This is a genomic window from Micromonospora sp. NPDC050784, assembly GCF_044456765.1.
Lineage (GTDB): Bacteria > Actinomycetota > Actinomycetes > Mycobacteriales > Micromonosporaceae > Micromonospora > Micromonospora foliorum.
This window is the reverse complement of sequence record NZ_JBITGG010000009.1, coordinates 112,465-131,261: the sequence shown is the minus strand read 5'-3', so window position 1 is coordinate 131,261 and position 18,797 is coordinate 112,465. Positions and strand designations below refer to the sequence as shown.

Genomic DNA, 18,797 nt, shown 5'->3' with positions numbered 1-18,797 from the left:
CGGACGCGGACCTCCGATGCCGATCGCCCGTTGCCCCGGCATTCGCAACCACCGCACCGAGGGTCAGGCGCGTGCCCCCACTGTGCCAGCCAGGTCGACGATCCGGTCGCTCCAGCGGTCCAGCAGGGTCTGGTCGTGGGTGATGACCAGAACCCCGGCCTGCTGGGTCCGCTGGTAGTCGCGGATGACGGCGGCGACGTGCGCCTGGGTCGAGGCGTCGAGCATCGCGGTGGCCTCGTCGCAGAGCAAGTAGTCGGGGCGGTGTACGAGGGCCCGCGCGAGGCAGGCGCGTTGCAGTTGCCCGTCGGACACCGCGTGGGGACGCCGGCTGCGCAGATCCGCTGTGAGACCGACGAGGTCGGCGAGTTCGGCAACCCGTTCCCGGACCGCCGACTCGGGCGTCCGGGTGGCGCGCAGCGGTTCGGCGATCAGATCGGTGAGGCTCAGGCGAGGATCGGCGGCGGCGCGCGGGCTCTGGAAGAGGGCGGCGACGCGGGTCCGTAGGGCGACCGGAACGGCGTACCGGACGGCGTCGACGAGCATCCCTGCCGCCGCGGTCGACGCCACGAGGCGTCGGAAGGTCGGACGCATCCGGGCCACAGAGGGCTCCTCTGGTGTGGGGAGGAATCGTTGGTCGGGTGGGCGCAGCGCCGGAACCGTTGATCGTCACGGTGACACAGTTGCCACTCTTGGCAATTACCACTTGCCGGCATCAGGTGGTTGATCAACAGCTGTTCACGTTGCGGTCTGGTGCCGAACACCCATCCGGAGCTGCACGTTCTCGCGCCTACGGCAGTGTGGGCGCGATTCCTGCCGCCGCGATCCCGGAGCGCTTCGTGTCCCTGCACCGACGTCGTCGACGAAGCGCGGTGACCGTCCTCCCACTGGCGGCGCTCGCCGTCACCGCGTCCGTCACGGCCCTGCCGCCGCTGGCGGTGGCGCACCCGTCCGGCGACCCGCAGACCGTGTCCATCGCGCGCGACGACCAGCGGCCGGAGGTCGTACGGGTGCGGTGGCGCGTCGGCGGCCCGGACGACCTGACGCTACTCGGCGTCTCGCTCGGCCTGCTACCGCCGGACCGCGTCCTGCTCGACGGTGCCGTCGACTACCGCACGACCGATCCCGCGGTGCTCGCATCGTCCGAGCGGTTCTCCGCGTACCTGCTCGAGCGGATCACGGTGGCCGACGGCGGGCGTCGCTGCCTCGGCGTGGTCGCCGAGTCGAAGGCGCTGGCGAGGGCCGGCGCCACCGTCGACTACACCTGCCCCGGGCCGGTCGACACGGTCACCGTCGCGGTGCGGACGCTCACCGACCTCAACCCCGCGTACCGTGCGACGGCCACCGGCCCCACCGGACAACGCGCGGAATACGGCGCGGGTGAGGACTCCCACGACTGGGCCCTCGACGGCGCGCCGGCGGCGGGCAGTTCCACCAGTGGACGCAGCTCCAACAGTGGAGGCAGCGCCACCGTCCGGCTCGCCGCCCTCGGCGGTGCTGCCGTGCTGGTCGTCGTTGGCGCGCTGCTGCTGTCGTGGCGACTGCGGCGACGGCGGGCCGCGACATGACCGCGAGCCGTCGCCCGTGTCGCTTCCGCCGGGCACTGCTGCCAGCCGCCATCCGTCGGTGGTGACGGTCACCGGTGACCGGCTAGGGTTCCCGGATGTTCCGCGCTGTCGTGTTGATCGCTGCTGTGGTGCTCGCCGCGGATCAGCTCACCAAGTACTGGGCCGAGTCCACGCTCTCCGACGGGCAGACCATCTCGATCCTCGGTGACCTGCTGCAACTGCGACTCGTGTACAACCCTGGTGCCGCCTTCTCGATCGGCTCCGCGTACACCTGGATCTTCGCGGTGTTCGCGGCGGCGGCGGTGGTCGCGGTGACGGTCGTGGCGCGGCGGGTCACCTCGCGTGCCTGGGCGGTGGCGTTGGGCCTGGTGCTCGGCGGCGCGGCGACGCACCTGCTGGACCGCCTCTTCCGGGAGCCGGGGTTCGCCCGCGGGCACGTGGTGGACTTCATCGACTACGCCGGGTTCTTCGTCGGCAACGTCGCCGACATCGCCCTGGTGGTCGGCGTGGGCATCGTCATGCTGCTCAACGTGCGCGGCACTCCGCTGCACGCGACGGCCGACCCGGGCGAGAGCCGCAGTGGCGAGCAGGTGTCGTCGTCAGGCGCCTGAGCTGCCCGCCGGGCCGCCTGGGACGACTTCGTCGGAGCCGACAAGGACGACTCCGTCGTCGGGGCCGACAAGGACGACTCCGTCGTCGGGGCCGACCAGGACGATCTCCAGCCGGCGTGGGCCGTGCACTCCCTCGACGCGGTTGAGCTCGATGTCGCTGGTCGCGGACGGGCCGGAGATCCAGGTCTGCGGCGCGCGCGGGTCCAGTCGGGTCAGCGCCTGCGGCAGCAGGCCGACGACCTGGTCGGTGCGGACGACGCAGATGTGCCGGTCGGGCACCAGGGTGAGCGCGCGTCGCCCCTGTGCCGGGCCGGCGTCGAGGATGATGGTGCCCGTGTCGGCGACCGCGACGGCGCAGCCGGTCAGGACGGCGTCCAGGTCGTCGAGCGCGGCCGGCGACAGCGGGGGCGCGTCGCGGTGCAGCTGCCCGGCGTAGCCGGCCAGCCAGTGGGCGGGGACGTCGGTGGGGACGGCGAGCCGGTCGATCTCGCTGAGCAGCCGGGGCAGGGCGTCGATGCCGTGGTGGACGACCGCGCGGTAGTCCTCCAGGCGGTCGACCAGGGTTCCGATCAGGTCGGGGCGGTCGTCGACTCGGCGGTATCGGCGGGGCACCTCCACCGGCGGCGGGCTGTCGGCCAGGGCCGTCCGCAGCCGCGCCAGGATCTCGTCGCGTGCGCTCACTGCTTTCCCCACCATTCCCGGAAGGTCTGTGGCGCGGGCAGCGGCAGGTCTCGCGACCGGGTCCACGCCGAGGCGGGCCAGGGCAGTCGCCGCAGCGTCCGGGCGCCGGTGCGCCGTTCACGGTACGCCCCGAGCGGCCCCGCGCCGGCCCGGGCCAGGCGCAGGGCGGTGGCCCAGCGTCGAGGGCTGCGCATCACCCAGGACAGGACGCGCATGGCGGCCCGTTCGGCTGGCGGGTGCGGGGCCTGCTGGCGCAGGTGGACCAGGATCTCCGGAATGTTGATCTTCACGGGGCACACGTCGTAGCAGGCGCCGCAGAGGGTCGAGGCGTACGGCAGCGAGGCGTTGTCGGCCACGCCGGTCAGCTGCGGCGACAGGATCGCCCCGATCGGCCCCGGATACACCGAGCCGTACGCGTGCCCGCCGGCCCGCTCGTACACCGGGCAGACGTTGAGGCACGCGGAGCAGCGGATGCAGGACAGCGCCGGCCGCCCGACCGGGTCGGCGAGCACCGCGGAGCGGCCATTGTCGACAAGGACGACGTGCACGTCCTGTGGGCCGTCGCCGGGGGTGACGCCGGTCCACAGCGAGGTGTACGGGTTCATCCGTTCGCCGGTCGAGGACCGCGGCAGCAGTTGCAGGAAGACCTCCAGGTCGGTGAAGGTCGGCAGCAGCTTCTCGACACCGACGACGCTGATCAGCGTCTGCGGGAGGGTGAGGCACATGCGACCGTTGCCCTCGGACTCCACCACCACGAGCGTGCCGGTGTCGGCGACGGCGAAGTTGGCGCCGGAGACGGCGACCCGGGCCGAGAGGAAACGTCGTCGCAGGTGGGCGCGGGCCGCCTCGGCCAGCGCGGCCGGTTCGTCGCTCAGGTCGGCCGGCGCGTCGGCCATCCGGCGCTGGAAGATCTCCCGGATCTGGGCCCGGTTGTAGTGGATCGCCGGCACCAGGATGTGCGAGGGGGTGTCCTCGCCGAGCTGCACGATCAGTTCCGCGAGGTCGGTCTCGTACGCGGCGATCCCGGCGGCCTCCAGCGCCTCGTTGAGCTCGATCTCCTGGGTTGCCATCGACTTGACCTTCACGACCTCGTCGGCCCCGGCGGCCCGGGTCAACGCGACCACGATCCGGCACGCCTCGGCCGCGTCGCGAGCCCAGTGCACGGTGGCGCCGGCAGCGGTGGCGGATGCCTCGAACTGCTCCAGCAACTCCGGCAACCGACGTTGGACGTCTGCCTTGATCGCCGAGCCGGCGTCCCGCAGGGCCTCCCAGTCGGGTACCTCGTCAACGACCCGGGCTCGCTTGGCCCGGATGGTGCGGGTGGCCCGGTGCAGGTTGGCCCGGAGCTGCGTGTCGGCGACGGCCGGCTTGGCGGCGGTGGGAAAGGGCAACGGCGTGCGGATCCGCCCGCTCCCGGGGGCGGGTGCGACCGGTTGGCTCATGAGGTGGCTCCCGTCTCGGCGAGAATCTCGGCGTAGTGCACGGCCCGTACCCCCGACCGGTTGCGGTCGAGGCCGCCGCCGATGTGCGCCAGGCAGGAGTTGTCGGCCGCGGCGAGCACCCGGGCGCCGGTGTCGCGGACCCGGGCGCACTTGTCGGTGAGCATCGCGGTGGAGACGTCCGGGTTCTTCAGGGCGAACGTGCCGCCGAAACCACAGCACTCCTCGGCGTCGCCCAGCTCGACCAGCTTGATGCCGCGCACCTGGCGCAGCAGGCTCAGCGGCCGGTCACCGAGGCGCAGCATCCGCAGGCCGTGGCAGGTGGGGTGGTAGGTGACCGTCTCCGGGAACTCGGCGCCCACGTCGGTGACGCCGAGAACGTCGATGAGCAACTCGGACAGCTCGTACGTGCGGGCGGCCACCGAGGTGGCGGGCGGGTGCAGGCTCGGGTACTGGTCGCGGATCATCGCGGTGCATGACCCGGACGGCGCGACGATGGCGTCGTAGGAGTCGAAGACGTCGACGTAGTTGCGCACCATCGGCAGGGCCTCGGCCCGGTAACCCGTGTTGGCGTGCATCTGCCCGCAACAGGTCTGGTCGGCGGGGAAGTCGACGGTGTGGCCGAGTCGCCGCAGGATGCGGGTGACCGCGATGCCGGTGGCCGGGAACGCGAGGTCGTTGACGCAGGTGATGAAGAGGGCGATCCGCATGGCGGCTCCTCGGAGGTGTGGGAGTGGGTCACGCCGAGTCGCGCGGTGTTCCGGGGGCGGCGGGTAGCCGGTCGAAGGCGGGCAGGTGACGCTCCCGGGCGGCGGTGAGGTGGGCGCGCATCGCCTCGGTGGCGGCTGCCGCGTCGCCAGCGACGATGGCGGCGGCGATGCGCTGGTGCTCGGTGTTGGTGTCCGGCGCGCCGGCGACCGGAAAGTACAGCCGGTGCAGGTGCAGGTGGGAGTGCAGCCGCGTGATGGTGTCTCGCAGCAGAGGGCTGCCGGAGGCCTCGGCGATCAGGTCGTGGAACTTCGCGTCCAGGGCGGTGAACGCGGCGTGCCGGCGGTATCCGTCGCCGGCCTCCACGTCGATGCTCGCCGCCGCCTCGACGCTGATCCGGTGGCGGGCTTCGGCGGAGGCGTGCGTGGCGGCCCGTCCGGCGGTGTCGCCCTCCAACAGTTGGCGGACGTCGAACAGGTCGTCGAACTCGGCCCGGCTCAGCAGTGGCGTGGTGGTGTAGCCGGAGAGCGGACGTTTACGGACCAGGCCGTCGGCCTCCAGTCGGGCGAGGGCCTCGCGGACCGGGGTGGGGGAGACATCCAGCTCCCGGGCGAGCGCGTCGATGTTGACCCGCTCGCCGGGGGGAAGGATGTGGTCCATCACCAGCGTCTTTATCGACTCGTAGACGTCCTCGGTGAGGGTGAGCCGACGGGCGGGACGGAGTCGACCCTCGCGAGGTTCCTGCTGGGCCATCTCGTCTCCTCAGCAACCCCTTGACTGTGCCGGTGTGAGCGAGTACACACTAGCAAAGCAACATCCTATAGGAAATAGGTTCCCCCGCCAGCGTCTCGCCACCACCACCCCCGAGGAGACGAACATGTCGCGCAGAATGCTGTCCCGAATCGGCTCCGGCCTGACCATCGTGGCCCTCGCCACGACCACTGTGGCCTGCACGAAGAAGAGCGACACCACCGACGCCGAAGCCGGTGGCCGGGAACCGGCGCAGGTCAAGGTCGCGCTCGTGCCCGGCGGCTCGCACCCGTACTTCCAGCCCTGGAAGGACGCCGGGGCCAAGGCCAAGACCGAACTCGCGCTCGGCGACGTCACCTTCAACGAGACCGCGGGCTGGGACCAGACCAAGCAGAACGACGTGCTCAAGTCCCTGGCCGCGCAGGGCTACAACGCCTTCGGCGTCTTCGGCGTCTCCCCGGACAACATCAACTCCACCTTCGAGGACCTCAAGCGGCAGGGCTTCCCCGTCGGCTCGCTGGCCTCCTGCCCGGCCGGGGCGAACAAGGCCGACTTCTGCCTCTCCACGGATGTGGAGGTCGCCGCGTACAAGGGTGCCAAGGCCGCCATCGACGCGATGGGCGGTCAGGGCAACCTGGTGCACCTGACCGGGAACAAGGTCGACTCCAACACCCAGCGCCGGATCGCGGGCGTGGAGAAGGCGGTCGCCGAGACCGGCGGCAAGGTGACCCTGATCCAGAGCGTCACCGACATCGACAAGGACCTACAGAGCGCGCAGAAGGCCGTGGCCGACCTCCTCGCCGCGAAAGGCCGCCAGATCCAGGCGATCGTGAACACCGCCTACAACCCGGCGGTCGCCTCGGCCGAGGGCGTCCGCCAGTCGAAGCTGCCCATCAAGGTCATCGCCATCGACGACGACCCGGCGGTCCTCGACGGGCTGCGCGGCGGCTCGGTGGCCGCCACCATCCTGCAGAACCCGGTCGGTCAGGCCCAGGTCGGCTCGTACGCCCTGATGAAGCTCAGCGGCGGCTGCACCATGGCCGAACCCGGAGTGACCATCGACTCGGGCTCGTTCGTGGTGACCAAGGACAACCTGGACGGCTACGAGGCCGACCGCTCCGCGACCACCGCGGAGCTGCGGAAGAAGTTCGACGGCGACCTGCTCAAGTGCAGCTGATGTCGACCGTCACCAAGGCCGAGGCGTACCTCGTCGACATTCCCGTCGAGACCGTCCGCACCGACGCGGTACAGGCGTTCCTCAAGCAGGAGACGATCTTCGTCGAGGTGCGCACGGCCGACGGCGGGCACGGCACGGGGTACGCGTACACGATCGGGACCGGCGGCACGGCGGTGCTCGCGCTGCTGCGCGACTACCTGCTGCCGCATCTGGTCGGCCGCGACGCCGCCAGGTTGGAGGCGGTCTGGCGTGACCTGCACGCCGCCACCCGCGCCACCGCGGTCGGGGCCATCACCTCGTTGGCGCTCGCCGCGATCGACACCGCGCTGTGGGACCTGCGGGCCCGCGCCGCCGGCCTGCCGCTGTGGGTGCTCGCCGGTGGCGCCAAGGACCGGATCCCGCTGTACGACACGGAGGGTGGCTGGCTGCACCTCACCGAGGACGAGCTGGTCGCCGGGGCGAAGGCGTCCCAGGCGGCCGGCTGGCCCGGCCTCAAGCTGAAGGTCGGCAAGCCCAACCCGGCCGAGGACGCCGCCCGGATCGGCGCGGTCCGGGCGGCGCTCGGCGACGACTTCGACGTGATGGTCGACGCCAACCAGTCGCTGACCGCCGCCGAGGCGATCCGCCGGGCCCGGCTGCTCGAACCGCACCAGCTCGCCTGGTTCGAGGAGCCGCTGCCCGCCGACGACGTCGCCGGGCACGAGCTGCTGGCCCGGGCGACAAGCATCCCGGTCGCGGTGGGGGAGTCGATGTACTCGATCGGCCAGTTCGCCGAGTACCTACGCCGCCAGGCGGCCGGCGTCGTCCAGGTCGACGTCGCGCGCATCGGCGGCATCACACCGTGGCTGAAGGTGGCGCACCTGGCCGAGGCCTGCAACGTGGTGGTCTGCCCGCACTTCCTCATGGAACTGCACGTGAGTCTCTGCGCGGCCGTGCCGAACAGCCGCTACGTCGAGCACATCCCGCAACTGCGCGCGATCACCCGGACCGAGATCGCGATCGTCGACGGCCACGCGCTCGCCCCCGGCGAGCCGGGCCTCGGCATCGACTGGGACCGCGACGCGATCGAGGACAGGAGAGTGGCGTGAGGACGGAAACAGCGCCGGAGGCGCCGGCGGTGCCTCCGGCCGCGGAGCCCAGGCCGCCGGCCCGGGCCCTGCCGGTCTGGGCGAACCCCCGGCTCGGCCTGCTCATCGTCATCGCCGTGCTGGTCGTCCTCTTCTCCTCGCTCACCCCCGCGTTCCTCGACCCCCGGCTCACCCTGGCACCGCTACAGGCCGACATCAGCGTGTACGTCGTGGTCGGTCTCGCCCAGCTCGCCGTGCTCTCGCTCGGGCACATGAACATGGCCGTGGGCCGGATGGCCGCGCTGTCCACCTTCGCGATGGGCCTGGCCTACGACCGGCTCGGCGTACCGCTGCTGGTCGGGCTGCTCGTGGGTCTCGTCGTCGGGGCGGGCATCGGGGCGCTTGCCGGACTGCTCATCGCCAAGACCGGCGTGAACTCCTTCGTGGTCACCCTGGCGCTCGACTTCGGGCTGCTGGGCCTGGTCACGATCCTCTACACCTGGGCGACCGGCGGGGTGTCGTTCGCGGTGCAGCCGAGCGGGCTCTCCGCCCTGCGCTTCGACACCTTCGCCGACTACTGCATGGGCGAGGTCTGCGGGCCCCGGATCCCGCTGGTCGTGCCGATCGCGGTGGCCGCGGCGCTCGGTGTCGGGTTGCTGTTCCGGCACGCCCGACTGGGCCGGGAGATCCTGATGACCGGCTCCAACACGGTCGCCGCCGAGCTGTCCGGCATCCCCACGCACCGCCGGGTCGTCGCCGCGCACGCGTTGAGCGGGCTGCTAGCCGCGCTGGCCGGGTTCCTGCTCGCCGCCAACAACGGCGCCTTCTCCGCCACCATCGGCGAGTCGTTCCTGCTGCCGTCGTTCCTGGCCCCGGTGCTCGGTGGGACGCTGCTCGCCGGTGGCGCGGTCAGCGTCCTCGGCACCGCGCTCGGCGCGACCCTCACCCAGGTCATCTACAAGGGCCTCAACCTGCTCCAGTTCTCCCTGGAGGAGTTGAAGCTCTACATCGGACTCGTGCTGCTCGCGGCGCTGTCGCTGGACCGGCTGCGGGCCGTGCTCGCCGAGCGAAGGGCGGTGTCACCATCATGAGGAGCGTGGTCCGGACCAACGAGTTCACCCTCGCGGTGATCGCGGCGCTCGGGTTCGCGGCGCTCGCGGTCGCCACCGACTTCAACCTGCTCACCGCCGGCACCCTGGACGCCTTCCTGCGCTTCCTCGCCCTGCCGATCGTCATCGGCCTGGCCCAGATGGTGGTGCTCGCCGTCGGTCAGATGAACCTCTCGGTGGGCGTGCTCACCGGGTTCTGTGCGGTGGCCTCGGGCTGGCTCATGATCGACGCCGGGTTGCCCGCCCCGGTCGCGGTGCTCGCCGCGCTGGCGCTCGGCGCCGTCGTCGGACTGGTCAACGGCCTGTTGGTGATCTTCACCCGGATCAACGGGTTCATCGTCACCCTCGCCACCATGACCATCCTCGAAGGGCTGCGGTACGGGGTGAACGGCACCGGCACCTACCAGGGCTACTCGCCCGGCCTGCGCGAGTTCGGGCAGGCGTCCCTGGCCGGCGTACCGGTGGTCTTCCTGCTGGCGGTCGCGATCGCCGTCGCGGTCGCCCTCTTCTTCCGGCGTACCCTGCCCGGACGGCACCTGCTCGCCTCCGGCGGCAACCCGTTCGCCGCCCGGCTGTCGGGCATCTCCAACGACCGCGCGTTGGTGCTGGCCCACACCCTGTCCGGGCTGCTGGCCGGCTTCGCCGCGGTGATCGTGGTGGCCGCCTTCGGCTCGGTGAACGCCTCGATCGGTGACGACCTGCTGCTGCCCAGCTTCGCCGCGCCGATCATCGGCGGGGTGGCCCTGGCCGGCGGCATGGTCAGCGTGACCGGCACGGTGCTCGCGGCGTTCCTGGTGCGGCTGGTCGACGTGAGCCAGTCGCAGTTCGACATCAACCGTCGGTGGGTGGACCTCATCATCGGCGCGGTCGTCCTCGGCGCGGTGCTGCTCGGGCAGTTCCGCGACAAGCTCTCCGGAGGTCCACGATGAGCGTCGTGCTGTCCGCGGAGAAACTGGTCAAGACCTTCCCCGGGGTACGCGCCCTGGACGAGGCGACGCTGACCCTGACCGCCGGCAGCGTGCACGCGCTGCTCGGCGAGAACGGCGCCGGTAAGAGCACCCTGATCAAGATCCTGACCGGGGTGTACCGGCCGGACGGTGGGCTCCTGCGGCTGCCCGGGCCGGACGGCGAGCTGCGCACGGTGCAGCTCGGCAACCCGCAGGACGCCCAGCGGGCCGGCATCGGTGTCGTGCACCAGGAGCGGAACCTGATCCCGGCGTTCAGCGTCGCCGAGAACATCTGCCTGCAACGCCTGCCCCGCCGCGCCGGCCTGCTCGACCGGGCGGCGTTGCGTACCGAGGCCCGCCGTTGCCTCGACCTGCTCGACCTCGACCTGGACCCCGACCTGCCGGTGTCACGGCTGTCGGTGGCCCAACTGCAACTGGTGGAGATCGCCAAGGCGCTGTCGGCGGACTCGACAGTGCTGTTGCTCGACGAACCGACCGCGTCGCTGACCAACGACGAGGCCGACCGGCTCTACGGCATCGTGCGCCGGCTGTCCGAGCGGGGCCACGCCACCGTGCTGGTCAGCCACAAACTGGAGGAGGTCTTCGCGGTCGCCGACACGGTGACCGTGCTGCGCGACGGGCGCAGCGTCGCCGAGGCGGAACCTCTCGCCGACCACAGCCGCGAGGAGATCGTCGACCTGATGGTCGGCCGGGCGTACCAGCAGGTGCACCTCGCCGTTCGGACCGTGGCGGCGGACGTCGAACCGGCGCTGGCCCTCGACCACGTCGCCACCACCGCCGGCCACCACGACGTCAGCCTCGCCGTCCGCCCCGGTGAGATCGTCGGCCTGTACGGGCTGGTCGGCGCGGGCCGCAGCGAGCTGGCCAAGGCGCTGCTCGGCCTCGACCGGATCACCGCCGGCGAGGTGCGGGTGCACGGGCGTCCGGCCCGGATCCGGGACGTGGGCGACGCCCTGCACCGGTACCGGATCGGCTACGTCACCGAGAACCGCAAGGAGGAGGGCCTCTTCCTCGACCAGACCGTGGCCCGCAACACCGCGGTGACGGTGTGGCGTCGGCTGGCCCGGCTCGGGCTGGTCCGCGACCGCGCCGAGCGGACGCTGGTCGACGAGTACGCCGACCGGTTGGGCATCCGCCTCGCCTCGCCCGACCAGCACGCCGGTCAGCTCTCCGGCGGCAACCAGCAGAAAGTCAGCCTGGCCAAATGGCTGGCGGCCGACTGCGACGTGCTCATCATCGACGAGCCCACCGTCGGCATCGACGTGCGCACCAAGGCGGCCTTCCATGAGTTGATCGCCGGCCTGGCCGCGCGGGGAATGGCCATCCTGCTGATCTCGTCGGACCTGCCGGAGATGGTCACCCTCGCCGACCGGATCGCGGTGATGCGGGAGTTCGCCATCGTTGGTGAGCTGGACAACGACCACGACTACGACCGGATGAGTCAGTCGGTGATCCGGTTCATCCATGACGGGCAGGGGGTCGTCGCGTGAAGGCAACCGAACTGGTGACCCTGGGGCGCACCGACGTGGCGGTGACCCGGCTCGGGCTCGGGCTCGCCCCGATCGGTGGAATGTTCGACGTCGTCGGTGACGAGGTCGCCCACGCCACCGTCCAGGCGGCCTGGGATCTCGGGCTCCGATACTTCGACACCGCCCCGCTCTACGGCTGCGGCCTCTCCGAGCGGCGCGCCGGGGCGGTCCTCGCCGGCAAGCCGCGCGACGCGTTCACCCTCTCCACCAAGGTGGGTCGGCTGCTCGTCCCCGGCGGTGCGGACCGGCAGGAGTTCTGGGCCGAGCCGACCGACCTCGCGCCGCGGTTCGACTTCTCCGCCGCCGGGGTACGCCGCTCCCACGCGGAGAGCCTGGCCCGGTTGGGTCTGGACCGGATCGACATCGCGCACATCCACGACCCGGACGACCACCTCGCCGAGGCGGTCGCCGGGGCGTACCCGGCGTTGGCGCAGCTGCGGAAGGCCGGCGAGATCGGCGCGGTCAGCGCCGGAATGAACCAGGCCCCGGCGCTGGTCGAGCTGGCCCACGCCGGCGACTTCGACTGCTTCATGCTCGCCGGCCGGTACACGCTGCTCGACCAGTCCGGTCTCGACGAACTGCTGCCGCTGTGCCAGACCAAGGGGATCGCGGTCATCGCCGCCGGGGTCTACAACTCGGGCGTGCTGGCCGACCCGGCACCGGGCGCCCACTACGACTACGCCCCGGCCGACCGGGGGCTGCTCGACCGGGCCACCGCGATCCGGTCGGTGTGCGAACGGCACGGCGTACCGCTGCGGGCCGCGGCGATCCAGTTTCCGCTCGGGCACCCGGCGGTCGCCAGCGTGGTGGTCGGCGCCCGGGACCCGGAGCAGATCGCCGACAACGTGGCGATGTTCGAGTGGGAGGTGCCCGGCGCGCTGTGGGCCGATCTCAAGGCCGAGGGTCTGCTGCCGAGCGAGGTGCCGACACCGTGATCATCGACGCGCACCACCACCTCTGGACCGCCGACTACCCGTGGCTCGCCGCACCGGGCCTGGAGGCTATCCGGCGCGACTACACCACCGCCGACCTCGTACCCCGGCTCGACGCGGCCGGGGTGACGGCGACCGTGCTGGTCGAGGCGGGCCGCTGCGACGCCGGGGAGACCGCCGAGTTCCTGGCCCACGCCGCCGCCACGCCCCGGATCGCCGGCGTGGTCGGCTGGGCGTCGCTCACCGACCCGGCCATCGCCGCCACCCTGGCCGACTACCGCGACCTGCCCGGCGCGACCAAGCTGGTCGGGCTCCGAGACCAGGTGCAGGGCGTCGCCGACCCCGGGCACCTGGCCCGCCCCGACGTGCGCGCCGCCCTCGCGGCGATCGGAGCCGCCGGCCTCACCTTCGACCTGGTCGTCCACGTCGGACAGCTGCCCAGCTGCGCCGAGGCGGCGCGGGCCACGCCGGGCACCACCTTCGTCCTCGACCACCTGGGCAAGCCGAGGATCGCCGCCGGCGGCCTCGCCGAGTGGCGCACGGCGGTACGCGACCTGGCGGGTTGCGACAACGTCGTCGCGAAGCTCTCCGGTCTGCTCACCGAGGCCGGCCCCGGGTGGCAGGTGGCCGACATCCGGCCGTACGTCGACACCGCGCTGGAGCTGTTCGGCCCGCACCGGCTGATGGCCGGCTCGGACTGGCCCGTCTGCGACCTCGTCGCCTCGTACGCCGAGGCGTGGACGGCGCTCGACGCCAGCCTGGGGGAGCTGTCCGCCACCGAGCGGGCAGACGTCCTGGCCGGCACCGCAATTCGTACCTATGCACTGGAGGTTGGTTCGTGAGATTCAAGCGCGTCGGGCCCGTGGGGCGGGAACGCCCCGTGCTGTACGTCGACGGGCGGCACTACGACCTCTCGTCGCTCACCGCCGACATCGACGGCGCGTTCCTCGCCGGCGACGGCGTCCGGCGGGTCCGCGAGGCCACCGACCTGCCCGAGATCGACGTCACCGGTCAGCGGGTCGGCGCACCGATCGCCCGGCCCGGGGTGGTGCTGTGCGTGGGGCAGAACTACGCCGCGCACGCCGCCGAGTCGGGTGCCGCGCCACCGACCGACCCGATCATCTTCTACAAGGCGCCCAACACCGTCGTCGGCCCGTACGACGAGGTCCTGATCCCGCGCGGATCGACGAAGACCGACTGGGAGGTGGAGCTGGCGGTGGTGATCGGCCGGCCGGCCCGCTACCTCGCCTCGCCGGCCGACGCCCTCGGGCACATCGCCGGGTACGTGCTGTCCAACGACGTCTCCGAGCGGGACTTCCAACTCGCCGTCTCCGGCGGCCAGTGGTCGAAGGGCAAGTCCTGCGAGACGTTCCAACCGCTCGGCCCGTGGCTGGTCACCACCGACGAGATCGGCGACCCGCAGGCGCTGCGGCTGCGTTCCTGGGTCAACGGCGAACCCCGCCAGGACTCCAGCACCAAGGACATGATCTTCGACGTGGCGTACCTGGTCTGGCACCTGTCCCAGTTCACGGTCCTGGACGCGGGCGACGTCATCAACACCGGCACCCCGCAGGGGGTGGCGCTCTCCGGCCGGTTCCCGTACCTGGCCGCCGGCGACGTGATGGAGGTCGAGATCGACGGCCTCGGCCGGCAGCGCAGCACCCTCCGGAACGCCTGATGGCGGTGATCACCTCCGTCGACACGTACGACGTCCGGTTCCCGACCTCGCGGGACCTCGACGGCTCCGACGCGATGAACCCCGACCCCGACTACTCGGCCGCGTACCTGGTGCTGAGCACCGACGACGGTCCGGACGGGCACGGATTCACCTTCACCATCGGACGGGGCAACGACGTCTGCCGGGCGGCCATCGACGCGCTGGTGCCGTACGTGGTCGGTCTCGATCCGGACACCGTGGACCTCGGTGCGTTCGCCCGCTCGCTCACCCAGGACTCGCAGCTGCGCTGGCTCGGCCCGGAGAAGGGCGTGATGCACCTGGCCGCCGCAGCGGTGATCAACGCGATGTGGGACCTCGTCGCCAAGAGAGCGGGCAAGCCGGTCTGGCGCTACCTCGCCGACCTCAGCCCCGAGCAGATCGTCGACCTGGTCGACTGGCGCTACCTCACCGACGCCCTCACCCCCGACGAGGCACTGGAGATCCTGCGCGCCGCCGAGCCGGGCCGGGCCGACCGGATCGCCCGGCTGACCGAGCGGGGGTACCCCGCGTACACCACGTCGCCCGGCTGGCTGGGCTACTCAGACGACAAGGTGGTCCGGCTGGCCCGGCTGGCCGTGGCCGACGGGTTCACCCAGATCAAGCTGAAGGTGGGCGCTGACGCCGCCGACGATGTGCGCCGCCTGAAGATCGCCCGCGAGGCGGTGGGCCCGCGGATCCGGATCGCGCTCGACGCCAACCAGCGCTGGGACGTCGCCGAGGCGGTCGACCGGATGCGGGAGCTGGCGCCGTACGACCCGTGGTGGATCGAGGAGCCGACCAGCCCCGACGACGTGCTCGCCCACGCGGCGATCCGGTCCGCCCTCGCCACCAGCGCACCCGACGGCGGGCCGATCCGGGTCGCCACCGGCGAGCACGTGGCGAACCGGGTCGTGTTCAAACAGCTGCTCCAGGCCAACGCCGTCGACGTCGTGCAGATCGACGCGTGCCGGGTCGGTGGCGTGAACGAGAACGTCGCGATCCTGCTGCTGGCAATGAAGTACGGGGTGCCGGTCTGCCCGCACGCCGGGGGAGTGGGCCTCTGCGAGCTGGTGCAGCACCTGTCGATGTTCGACTTCGTGGCGGTGTCCGGCTCGATGCGCGACCGGGTCGTCGAGTACGTCGACCACCTGCACGAGCACTTCCTCGACCCGGTGGTGATCAAGGACGGGCACTACGTGGTGCCCGCCGCGCCGGGGTTCTCCGCCGCGATGCGTCCGGAGAGCCTCGCCACGTACGCGTACCCCGACGGGCCGGCATGGGTCTGACGGCGGTGCGTCACCTCAGGGGACTACTCGAAAGGGGAGAGCAGCATGCGGTGTGACGGTCTGGTGGCGGTGGTGACCGGAGGTGGATCGGGGATCGGGCTTGCCTGCGTGCGGGCGTTCGCCACCGCCGGCGCCCGGGTGGGTGTCCTGGACCTGGAGCTGTCCGGTCTGCCGGAGGACCCCGGCGTACTCGGCGTCCGGGCGGACGTGGCCGACCGGGCCTCGCTCAGCGCGGCCGTCGCCTCGGTCGCGGAGGCGTTCGGCGGCATCGACATCCTGGTGAACAACGCCGGCATCTCGGCCGTGGGCACGGTGGAGGAGAACGACGACGAGCAGTGGAGCAAGGTACTCGACGTCAACGTCTCCGGCGTGGCCCGAACCAGCGCCGTCGCCCTGCCGTACCTGCGCCGGTCGTCATCTGCGGCGATCGTCAACATCTCCTCGATCGCGGCGACCGTCGGGCTGCCCCGACGCGCCCTGTACTCGGCGTCAAAGGGTGCCGTGCACGCCCTCACCCTCGCCATGGCCGCCGATCTGGTGACGGAGGGTGTCCGGGTCAACTGTGTCGCCCCCGGCACCGTCGACACGCCCTGGGTGGCCCGCCTGCTCGCGGGCGCGGCCGACCCGACGGCGGAGAAGCGGCAGCTGGCGTCCCGGCAGCCCACCGGCCGCCTGGTGACCGCCGACGAGGTGGCCGCGGCCGTCGTCTACCTCGCGTCGCCCGCGACCGGGTCGGTGACCGGCTCGTCGCTGCCGGTGGACGGCGGCATGTCCGGCCTGCGCCTCCCCGCCCCGGTCCCGCCCGCGGTCGGTACTGCCGAACCGGGCGCGTGACATGATTGCGCCATGGGGAAACAGCAGGACGTCGGCGAGGCCGACCGTCACAGCGGGTCCGGCACCACCGCGCACCGTCCGATCGGTGGCAGCGCTGACGCTCGGCTCGCTCTCGCCCAGGACCCCACAACACCACAAATGACCCTTATCGACCTGGCTTCCGACCCGTCGGTCCCGGTCCGCAAGGCGGTCGCCGCTCGGGCCGACGCTCCCGCGCAGGCCCTGCGGCCGCTCACCCGGGACCATGATCGTCAGGTCCGGGAGGCGGTGGCGAGAAACCCCTCCACCTCGATCGCCAACCTCATGCGCCTGGTCAAGGACGCCGACCGGTGGGTCCGCTGGGCGGTCGCCGGCAACCCGTCCTGCGACGAGTCGATCCGCCAGGTCATGTTGGAGACCTCGGACAAGGAGCTTCGCGGTCTCCTCGCCGAAAGTCGGGAGCTGGAGCCGGAGCTGGCCGCCAAGCTGATCGACGACGTCTCACCCGAGGTACGGGAACGGCTCGCCACCCACACCCACGACCCCGACGTGATCACCGCCCTGTTGGCCGATCGCACCGCACGCGTACGCAAGGGGGTTGCCCGCAACCCGCGGACCACCGCCGAGCAGCGCAGCGCGCTCGCCGCGGACCCGGTGGTCGACGTCCGTGCCGCGCTGGTGCGGTCCGTCGAGCTGAGCGAGGCGGATCTGGCGCGCCTGGTCGACGACCGCGCGGTGCAGGTCCGACTGGCGATGGCGACGTCCGAGTTCGTTCCGCCGCACATCCGGCAGACGCTCGCTCGCGATGCCGACGAGATGGTGGCCAGCGCGGCCCGGGACTACCGCCCCGGCGCCGGCAACGCCTCCGCCGTGCGCGCGCCCCGCATCGCGCACCGGCCCTCCGCCGCCGGCACGGGTCGATCGGGCGGCGGCACCGCCCGGTAGGACCGCGCCGCGTCCCGGGCCGTGCGGCAACGGAACGTACAACTCGGGTACTCAGGATGGCCTTGACGCATTCATATGTCTCGTGCCGATCTTCTCTACGCTGCCAATGCCCAGCTTTTGGGCGGATGTCGGCAAGGGAGGATCAGCGGTGCGTATCAGGAGATCCAGGTCCAGGTTGGTGGCGACGGCCGCGGCGCTGGTGGTCGCCGTGGCTGGTGGAACACTCACCGGCGGTACGGCGAGCGCCGCCGAGCCCTCCCAGTTCACCGTCGTGGACGGGGCGATCCGTACGGCGACCGGCACTCCCGTGCCCGCCTCCGGCACGCACGCGTCGCTCTGGGGTAACTCCAGCTACGCCACCACCAGCATCAGCGGCTCCGGGCGGGTGCTGATCGGGGCCATCGGGGACAACTGCCAGGGTTGGCCGACCGTCCGGGTGACGGTCGACGGTGTCGCCGTCGGCCAGACCACCATCGTCAGCGCGACCAGCTACGGCACCTACCCGGTCGGCGCGGCGGTCGGCGGCGGGCAGCACACCGTGCGGATCCAGCTCATCAACGACTTCCGGGCCGACACCTGCGACCGCAACGTCCACATCGCGTACGCGCGAATGGAAACCGCGGGCGCCACCGACACGAAGTTCAGCTTCGCCGTCCTGCCGGACACCCAGCAGGAGGTGCTCAACAGCTCGGACACCCGGTTCCGCAACCGCACCAACTGGCTGGTGCAGAACCGCTCCGCGCTGGACCTGCGCTACGTGACGCACTCCGGTGACGTGGTCAACTGGGACACCCCCGACCACTCCCAGTACGTCATCGCCCGCGACGCGATGCGCCCGATCGAGACCGCGGGCCTGCCATACTCGCTGGCGATCGGCAACCACGACACCCAGGCGACCGGCGAGGGCGGCTCCGCCCGGGACCCCGCCCACACCCGGGAACTCGTCCGCGACACCACCGTCTTCAACAGGTACTTCACGGCCAGCCAGTACGGCGCGGTGCAGGGACAGTTCGAGGCCGGCAAGGTGGACAACTCGTACTCGACCTTCGAGGCCGGCGGGGTCCAGTGGATGGTGCTCACCCTGGAACTCTGGCCCCGGGTCGAGGCCGTGAACTGGGCCAGGAGCGTCGTCGCCGCGCACCCCCGGCACAACGTCATCGTCGTCACCCACGACTACATCGACGGCAGCGGCAACATCGAGCAGAGCGCCTCGTACGGCGCGACCAGCCCGCAGTACCTCTTCGACAATCTGATCAAGCAGTACGCCAACATCCGATTCGTCTTCTCCGGTCACGTCGGCATCGCCGCCAACCGGGTCGACACCGGAGTCAACGGCAACAAGATCTACACGTTCCTCCAGACGTTCCACTCCAACACCACCAACCCGGTACGCCTCGTCGAGGTCGACACCGCGGCCAACTCGCTGCGGACCTGGATCTACGCCCCGTACAACAACCAGTCGTTCACCGAGTACGACAGGTCCTTCACCGGGCTGGGCGTGGTCCGCTGACGCGGACTCGA

At 71.6% G+C, this 18,797-nt stretch carries 19 protein-coding genes; 14 read left to right on the top strand and 5 right to left on the bottom strand.

Annotation, left to right across the window (positions count from 1 at the left end; genetic code table 11):
- Positions 1–63: 63 nt before the first annotated feature.
- Positions 64–591, bottom strand: a complete 528-nt coding sequence (locus ACIBD9_RS14805; protein WP_396718028.1) for an ATP-binding cassette domain-containing protein — start codon at positions 589–591, stop codon at positions 64–66.
- Between the two features lie 206 nt (positions 592–797).
- On the opposite strand from ACIBD9_RS14805, the gene ACIBD9_RS14800 reads away from it, so the two are divergent.
- Both ACIBD9_RS14800 and ACIBD9_RS14795 read left to right on the top strand, forming a co-directional pair.
- Positions 798–1,565 carry a hypothetical protein gene (locus ACIBD9_RS14800; RefSeq protein ID WP_396717772.1) on the top strand — a complete coding sequence of 256 codons (768 nt, stop codon included), beginning with the start codon at positions 798–800 and terminating at the stop codon, positions 1,563–1,565.
- A gap of 95 nt (positions 1,566–1,660) precedes the next feature.
- The gene (locus ACIBD9_RS14795) at positions 1,661–2,176 is read left to right on the top strand and encodes a signal peptidase II (protein WP_396717769.1); all 516 of its coding nucleotides are present in this window, start codon (positions 1,661–1,663) and stop codon (positions 2,174–2,176) included.
- Here the strand turns inward: ACIBD9_RS14795 and ACIBD9_RS14790 are convergent.
- The 4 genes from ACIBD9_RS14790 to ACIBD9_RS14775 are packed head-to-tail and all read right to left on the bottom strand — an operon-like array spanning position 2,165 to position 5,757.
- On the bottom strand, positions 2,165–2,857 hold the full coding sequence (locus tag ACIBD9_RS14790; RefSeq protein ID WP_396717767.1) for a lactate utilization protein C: 693 nt from the start codon (positions 2,855–2,857) through the stop codon (positions 2,165–2,167). The two genes, ACIBD9_RS14795 and ACIBD9_RS14790, sit on opposite strands and share 12 nt — an antisense overlap.
- A complete protein-coding gene (locus ACIBD9_RS14785; protein WP_396717764.1) occupies positions 2,854–4,299 on the bottom strand; it encodes a LutB/LldF family L-lactate oxidation iron-sulfur protein in 1,446 nt (481 codons plus the stop codon). The genes ACIBD9_RS14790 and ACIBD9_RS14785 overlap by 4 nt, the downstream gene beginning before the upstream one ends.
- Entirely contained in the window at positions 4,296–5,006 is a 711-nt protein-coding gene (locus tag ACIBD9_RS14780) for a (Fe-S)-binding protein (protein ID WP_396717760.1), read from the bottom strand. The genes ACIBD9_RS14785 and ACIBD9_RS14780 overlap by 4 nt, the downstream gene beginning before the upstream one ends.
- A 28-nt stretch (positions 5,007–5,034) precedes the next feature.
- Positions 5,035–5,757 (bottom strand): GntR family transcriptional regulator, encoded by a 723-nt coding sequence (locus ACIBD9_RS14775; protein ID WP_396717759.1) that lies wholly within the window; start codon positions 5,755–5,757, stop codon positions 5,035–5,037.
- 124 nt (positions 5,758–5,881) lie between these two features.
- Here ACIBD9_RS14775 and ACIBD9_RS14770 point away from each other — a divergent pair, with 124 nt between their 5' ends.
- From ACIBD9_RS14770 to ACIBD9_RS14715, 12 genes are all read left to right on the top strand, one after another.
- Positions 5,882–6,931: a sugar ABC transporter substrate-binding protein gene (locus ACIBD9_RS14770; protein WP_396717756.1), complete on the top strand. Its 1,050-nt coding sequence runs from the start codon at positions 5,882–5,884 to the stop codon at positions 6,929–6,931.
- Complete coding sequence (locus tag ACIBD9_RS14765; protein ID WP_396717754.1) at positions 6,931–8,019, top strand: mandelate racemase/muconate lactonizing enzyme family protein; 1,089 nt, start codon at positions 6,931–6,933, stop codon at positions 8,017–8,019. The genes ACIBD9_RS14770 and ACIBD9_RS14765 overlap by 1 nt, the downstream gene beginning before the upstream one ends.
- Complete coding sequence (locus ACIBD9_RS14760) at positions 8,016–9,089, top strand: ABC transporter permease (protein ID WP_396717752.1); 1,074 nt, start codon at positions 8,016–8,018, stop codon at positions 9,087–9,089. The genes ACIBD9_RS14765 and ACIBD9_RS14760 overlap by 4 nt, the downstream gene beginning before the upstream one ends.
- Positions 9,086–10,036: an ABC transporter permease gene (locus ACIBD9_RS14755; RefSeq protein WP_396717750.1), complete on the top strand. Its 951-nt coding sequence runs from the start codon at positions 9,086–9,088 to the stop codon at positions 10,034–10,036. The genes ACIBD9_RS14760 and ACIBD9_RS14755 overlap by 4 nt, the downstream gene beginning before the upstream one ends.
- Positions 10,033–11,565, top strand: a complete 1,533-nt coding sequence (locus ACIBD9_RS14750; RefSeq protein WP_396717748.1) for a sugar ABC transporter ATP-binding protein — start codon at positions 10,033–10,035, stop codon at positions 11,563–11,565. Before ACIBD9_RS14755 ends, ACIBD9_RS14750 begins: the two co-directional genes overlap by 4 nt.
- A complete protein-coding gene (locus tag ACIBD9_RS14745) occupies positions 11,562–12,539 on the top strand; it encodes an aldo/keto reductase (protein WP_396717745.1) in 978 nt (325 codons plus the stop codon). Before ACIBD9_RS14750 ends, ACIBD9_RS14745 begins: the two co-directional genes overlap by 4 nt.
- The gene (locus tag ACIBD9_RS14740; protein WP_396717742.1) at positions 12,536–13,378 is read left to right on the top strand and encodes an amidohydrolase family protein; all 843 of its coding nucleotides are present in this window, start codon (positions 12,536–12,538) and stop codon (positions 13,376–13,378) included. Before ACIBD9_RS14745 ends, ACIBD9_RS14740 begins: the two co-directional genes overlap by 4 nt.
- A complete protein-coding gene (locus ACIBD9_RS14735) occupies positions 13,375–14,214 on the top strand; it encodes a fumarylacetoacetate hydrolase family protein (RefSeq protein WP_396717740.1) in 840 nt (279 codons plus the stop codon). Before ACIBD9_RS14740 ends, ACIBD9_RS14735 begins: the two co-directional genes overlap by 4 nt.
- Positions 14,214–15,518 carry an enolase C-terminal domain-like protein gene (locus ACIBD9_RS14730; RefSeq protein ID WP_396717738.1) on the top strand — a complete coding sequence of 435 codons (1,305 nt, stop codon included), beginning with the start codon at positions 14,214–14,216 and terminating at the stop codon, positions 15,516–15,518. Before ACIBD9_RS14735 ends, ACIBD9_RS14730 begins: the two co-directional genes overlap by 1 nt.
- A gap of 45 nt (positions 15,519–15,563) precedes the next feature.
- Positions 15,564–16,352 (top strand): SDR family NAD(P)-dependent oxidoreductase, encoded by a 789-nt coding sequence (locus ACIBD9_RS14725; protein ID WP_396717735.1) that lies wholly within the window; start codon positions 15,564–15,566, stop codon positions 16,350–16,352.
- Between the two features lie 12 nt (positions 16,353–16,364).
- Positions 16,365–17,276 (top strand): hypothetical protein, encoded by a 912-nt coding sequence (locus tag ACIBD9_RS14720; protein ID WP_396717732.1) that lies wholly within the window; start codon positions 16,365–16,367, stop codon positions 17,274–17,276.
- 178 nt (positions 17,277–17,454) lie between these two features.
- Positions 17,455–18,786, top strand: coding sequence for a carbohydrate-binding domain-containing protein (locus ACIBD9_RS14715; RefSeq protein ID WP_396717729.1), 1,332 nt, complete (start codon positions 17,455–17,457; stop codon positions 18,784–18,786).
- Positions 18,787–18,797 lie beyond the last annotated feature (11 nt).

Excerpts from the sequence above, each read along its gene's own strand:
- ACIBD9_RS14750 (WP_396717748.1), top strand. The coding sequence starts at position 10,033 with ATGAGCGTCGTGCTGTCCGCGGAGAAACTGGTCAAGACCTTCCCCGGG.
- ACIBD9_RS14720 (WP_396717732.1), top strand. The coding sequence starts at position 16,365 with ATGGGGAAACAGCAGGACGTCGGCGAGGCCGACCGTCACAGCGGGTCC.
- ACIBD9_RS14785 (WP_396717764.1), bottom strand. The coding sequence starts at position 4,299 with ATGAGCCAACCGGTCGCACCCGCCCCCGGGAGCGGGCGGATCCGCACG.
- ACIBD9_RS14730 (WP_396717738.1), top strand. The coding sequence starts at position 14,214 with ATGGCGGTGATCACCTCCGTCGACACGTACGACGTCCGGTTCCCGACC.
- ACIBD9_RS14725 (WP_396717735.1), top strand. The coding sequence starts at position 15,564 with ATGCGGTGTGACGGTCTGGTGGCGGTGGTGACCGGAGGTGGATCGGGG.
- ACIBD9_RS14775 (WP_396717759.1), bottom strand. The coding sequence starts at position 5,757 with ATGGCCCAGCAGGAACCTCGCGAGGGTCGACTCCGTCCCGCCCGTCGG.
- ACIBD9_RS14780 (WP_396717760.1), bottom strand. The coding sequence starts at position 5,006 with ATGCGGATCGCCCTCTTCATCACCTGCGTCAACGACCTCGCGTTCCCG.
- ACIBD9_RS14805 (WP_396718028.1), bottom strand. The coding sequence starts at position 591 with ATGCGTCCGACCTTCCGACGCCTCGTGGCGTCGACCGCGGCGGCAGGG.
- ACIBD9_RS14795 (WP_396717769.1), top strand. The coding sequence starts at position 1,661 with ATGTTCCGCGCTGTCGTGTTGATCGCTGCTGTGGTGCTCGCCGCGGAT.
- ACIBD9_RS14770 (WP_396717756.1), top strand. The coding sequence starts at position 5,882 with ATGTCGCGCAGAATGCTGTCCCGAATCGGCTCCGGCCTGACCATCGTG.
- ACIBD9_RS14755 (WP_396717750.1), top strand. The coding sequence starts at position 9,086 with ATGAGGAGCGTGGTCCGGACCAACGAGTTCACCCTCGCGGTGATCGCG.
- ACIBD9_RS14765 (WP_396717754.1), top strand. The coding sequence starts at position 6,931 with ATGTCGACCGTCACCAAGGCCGAGGCGTACCTCGTCGACATTCCCGTC.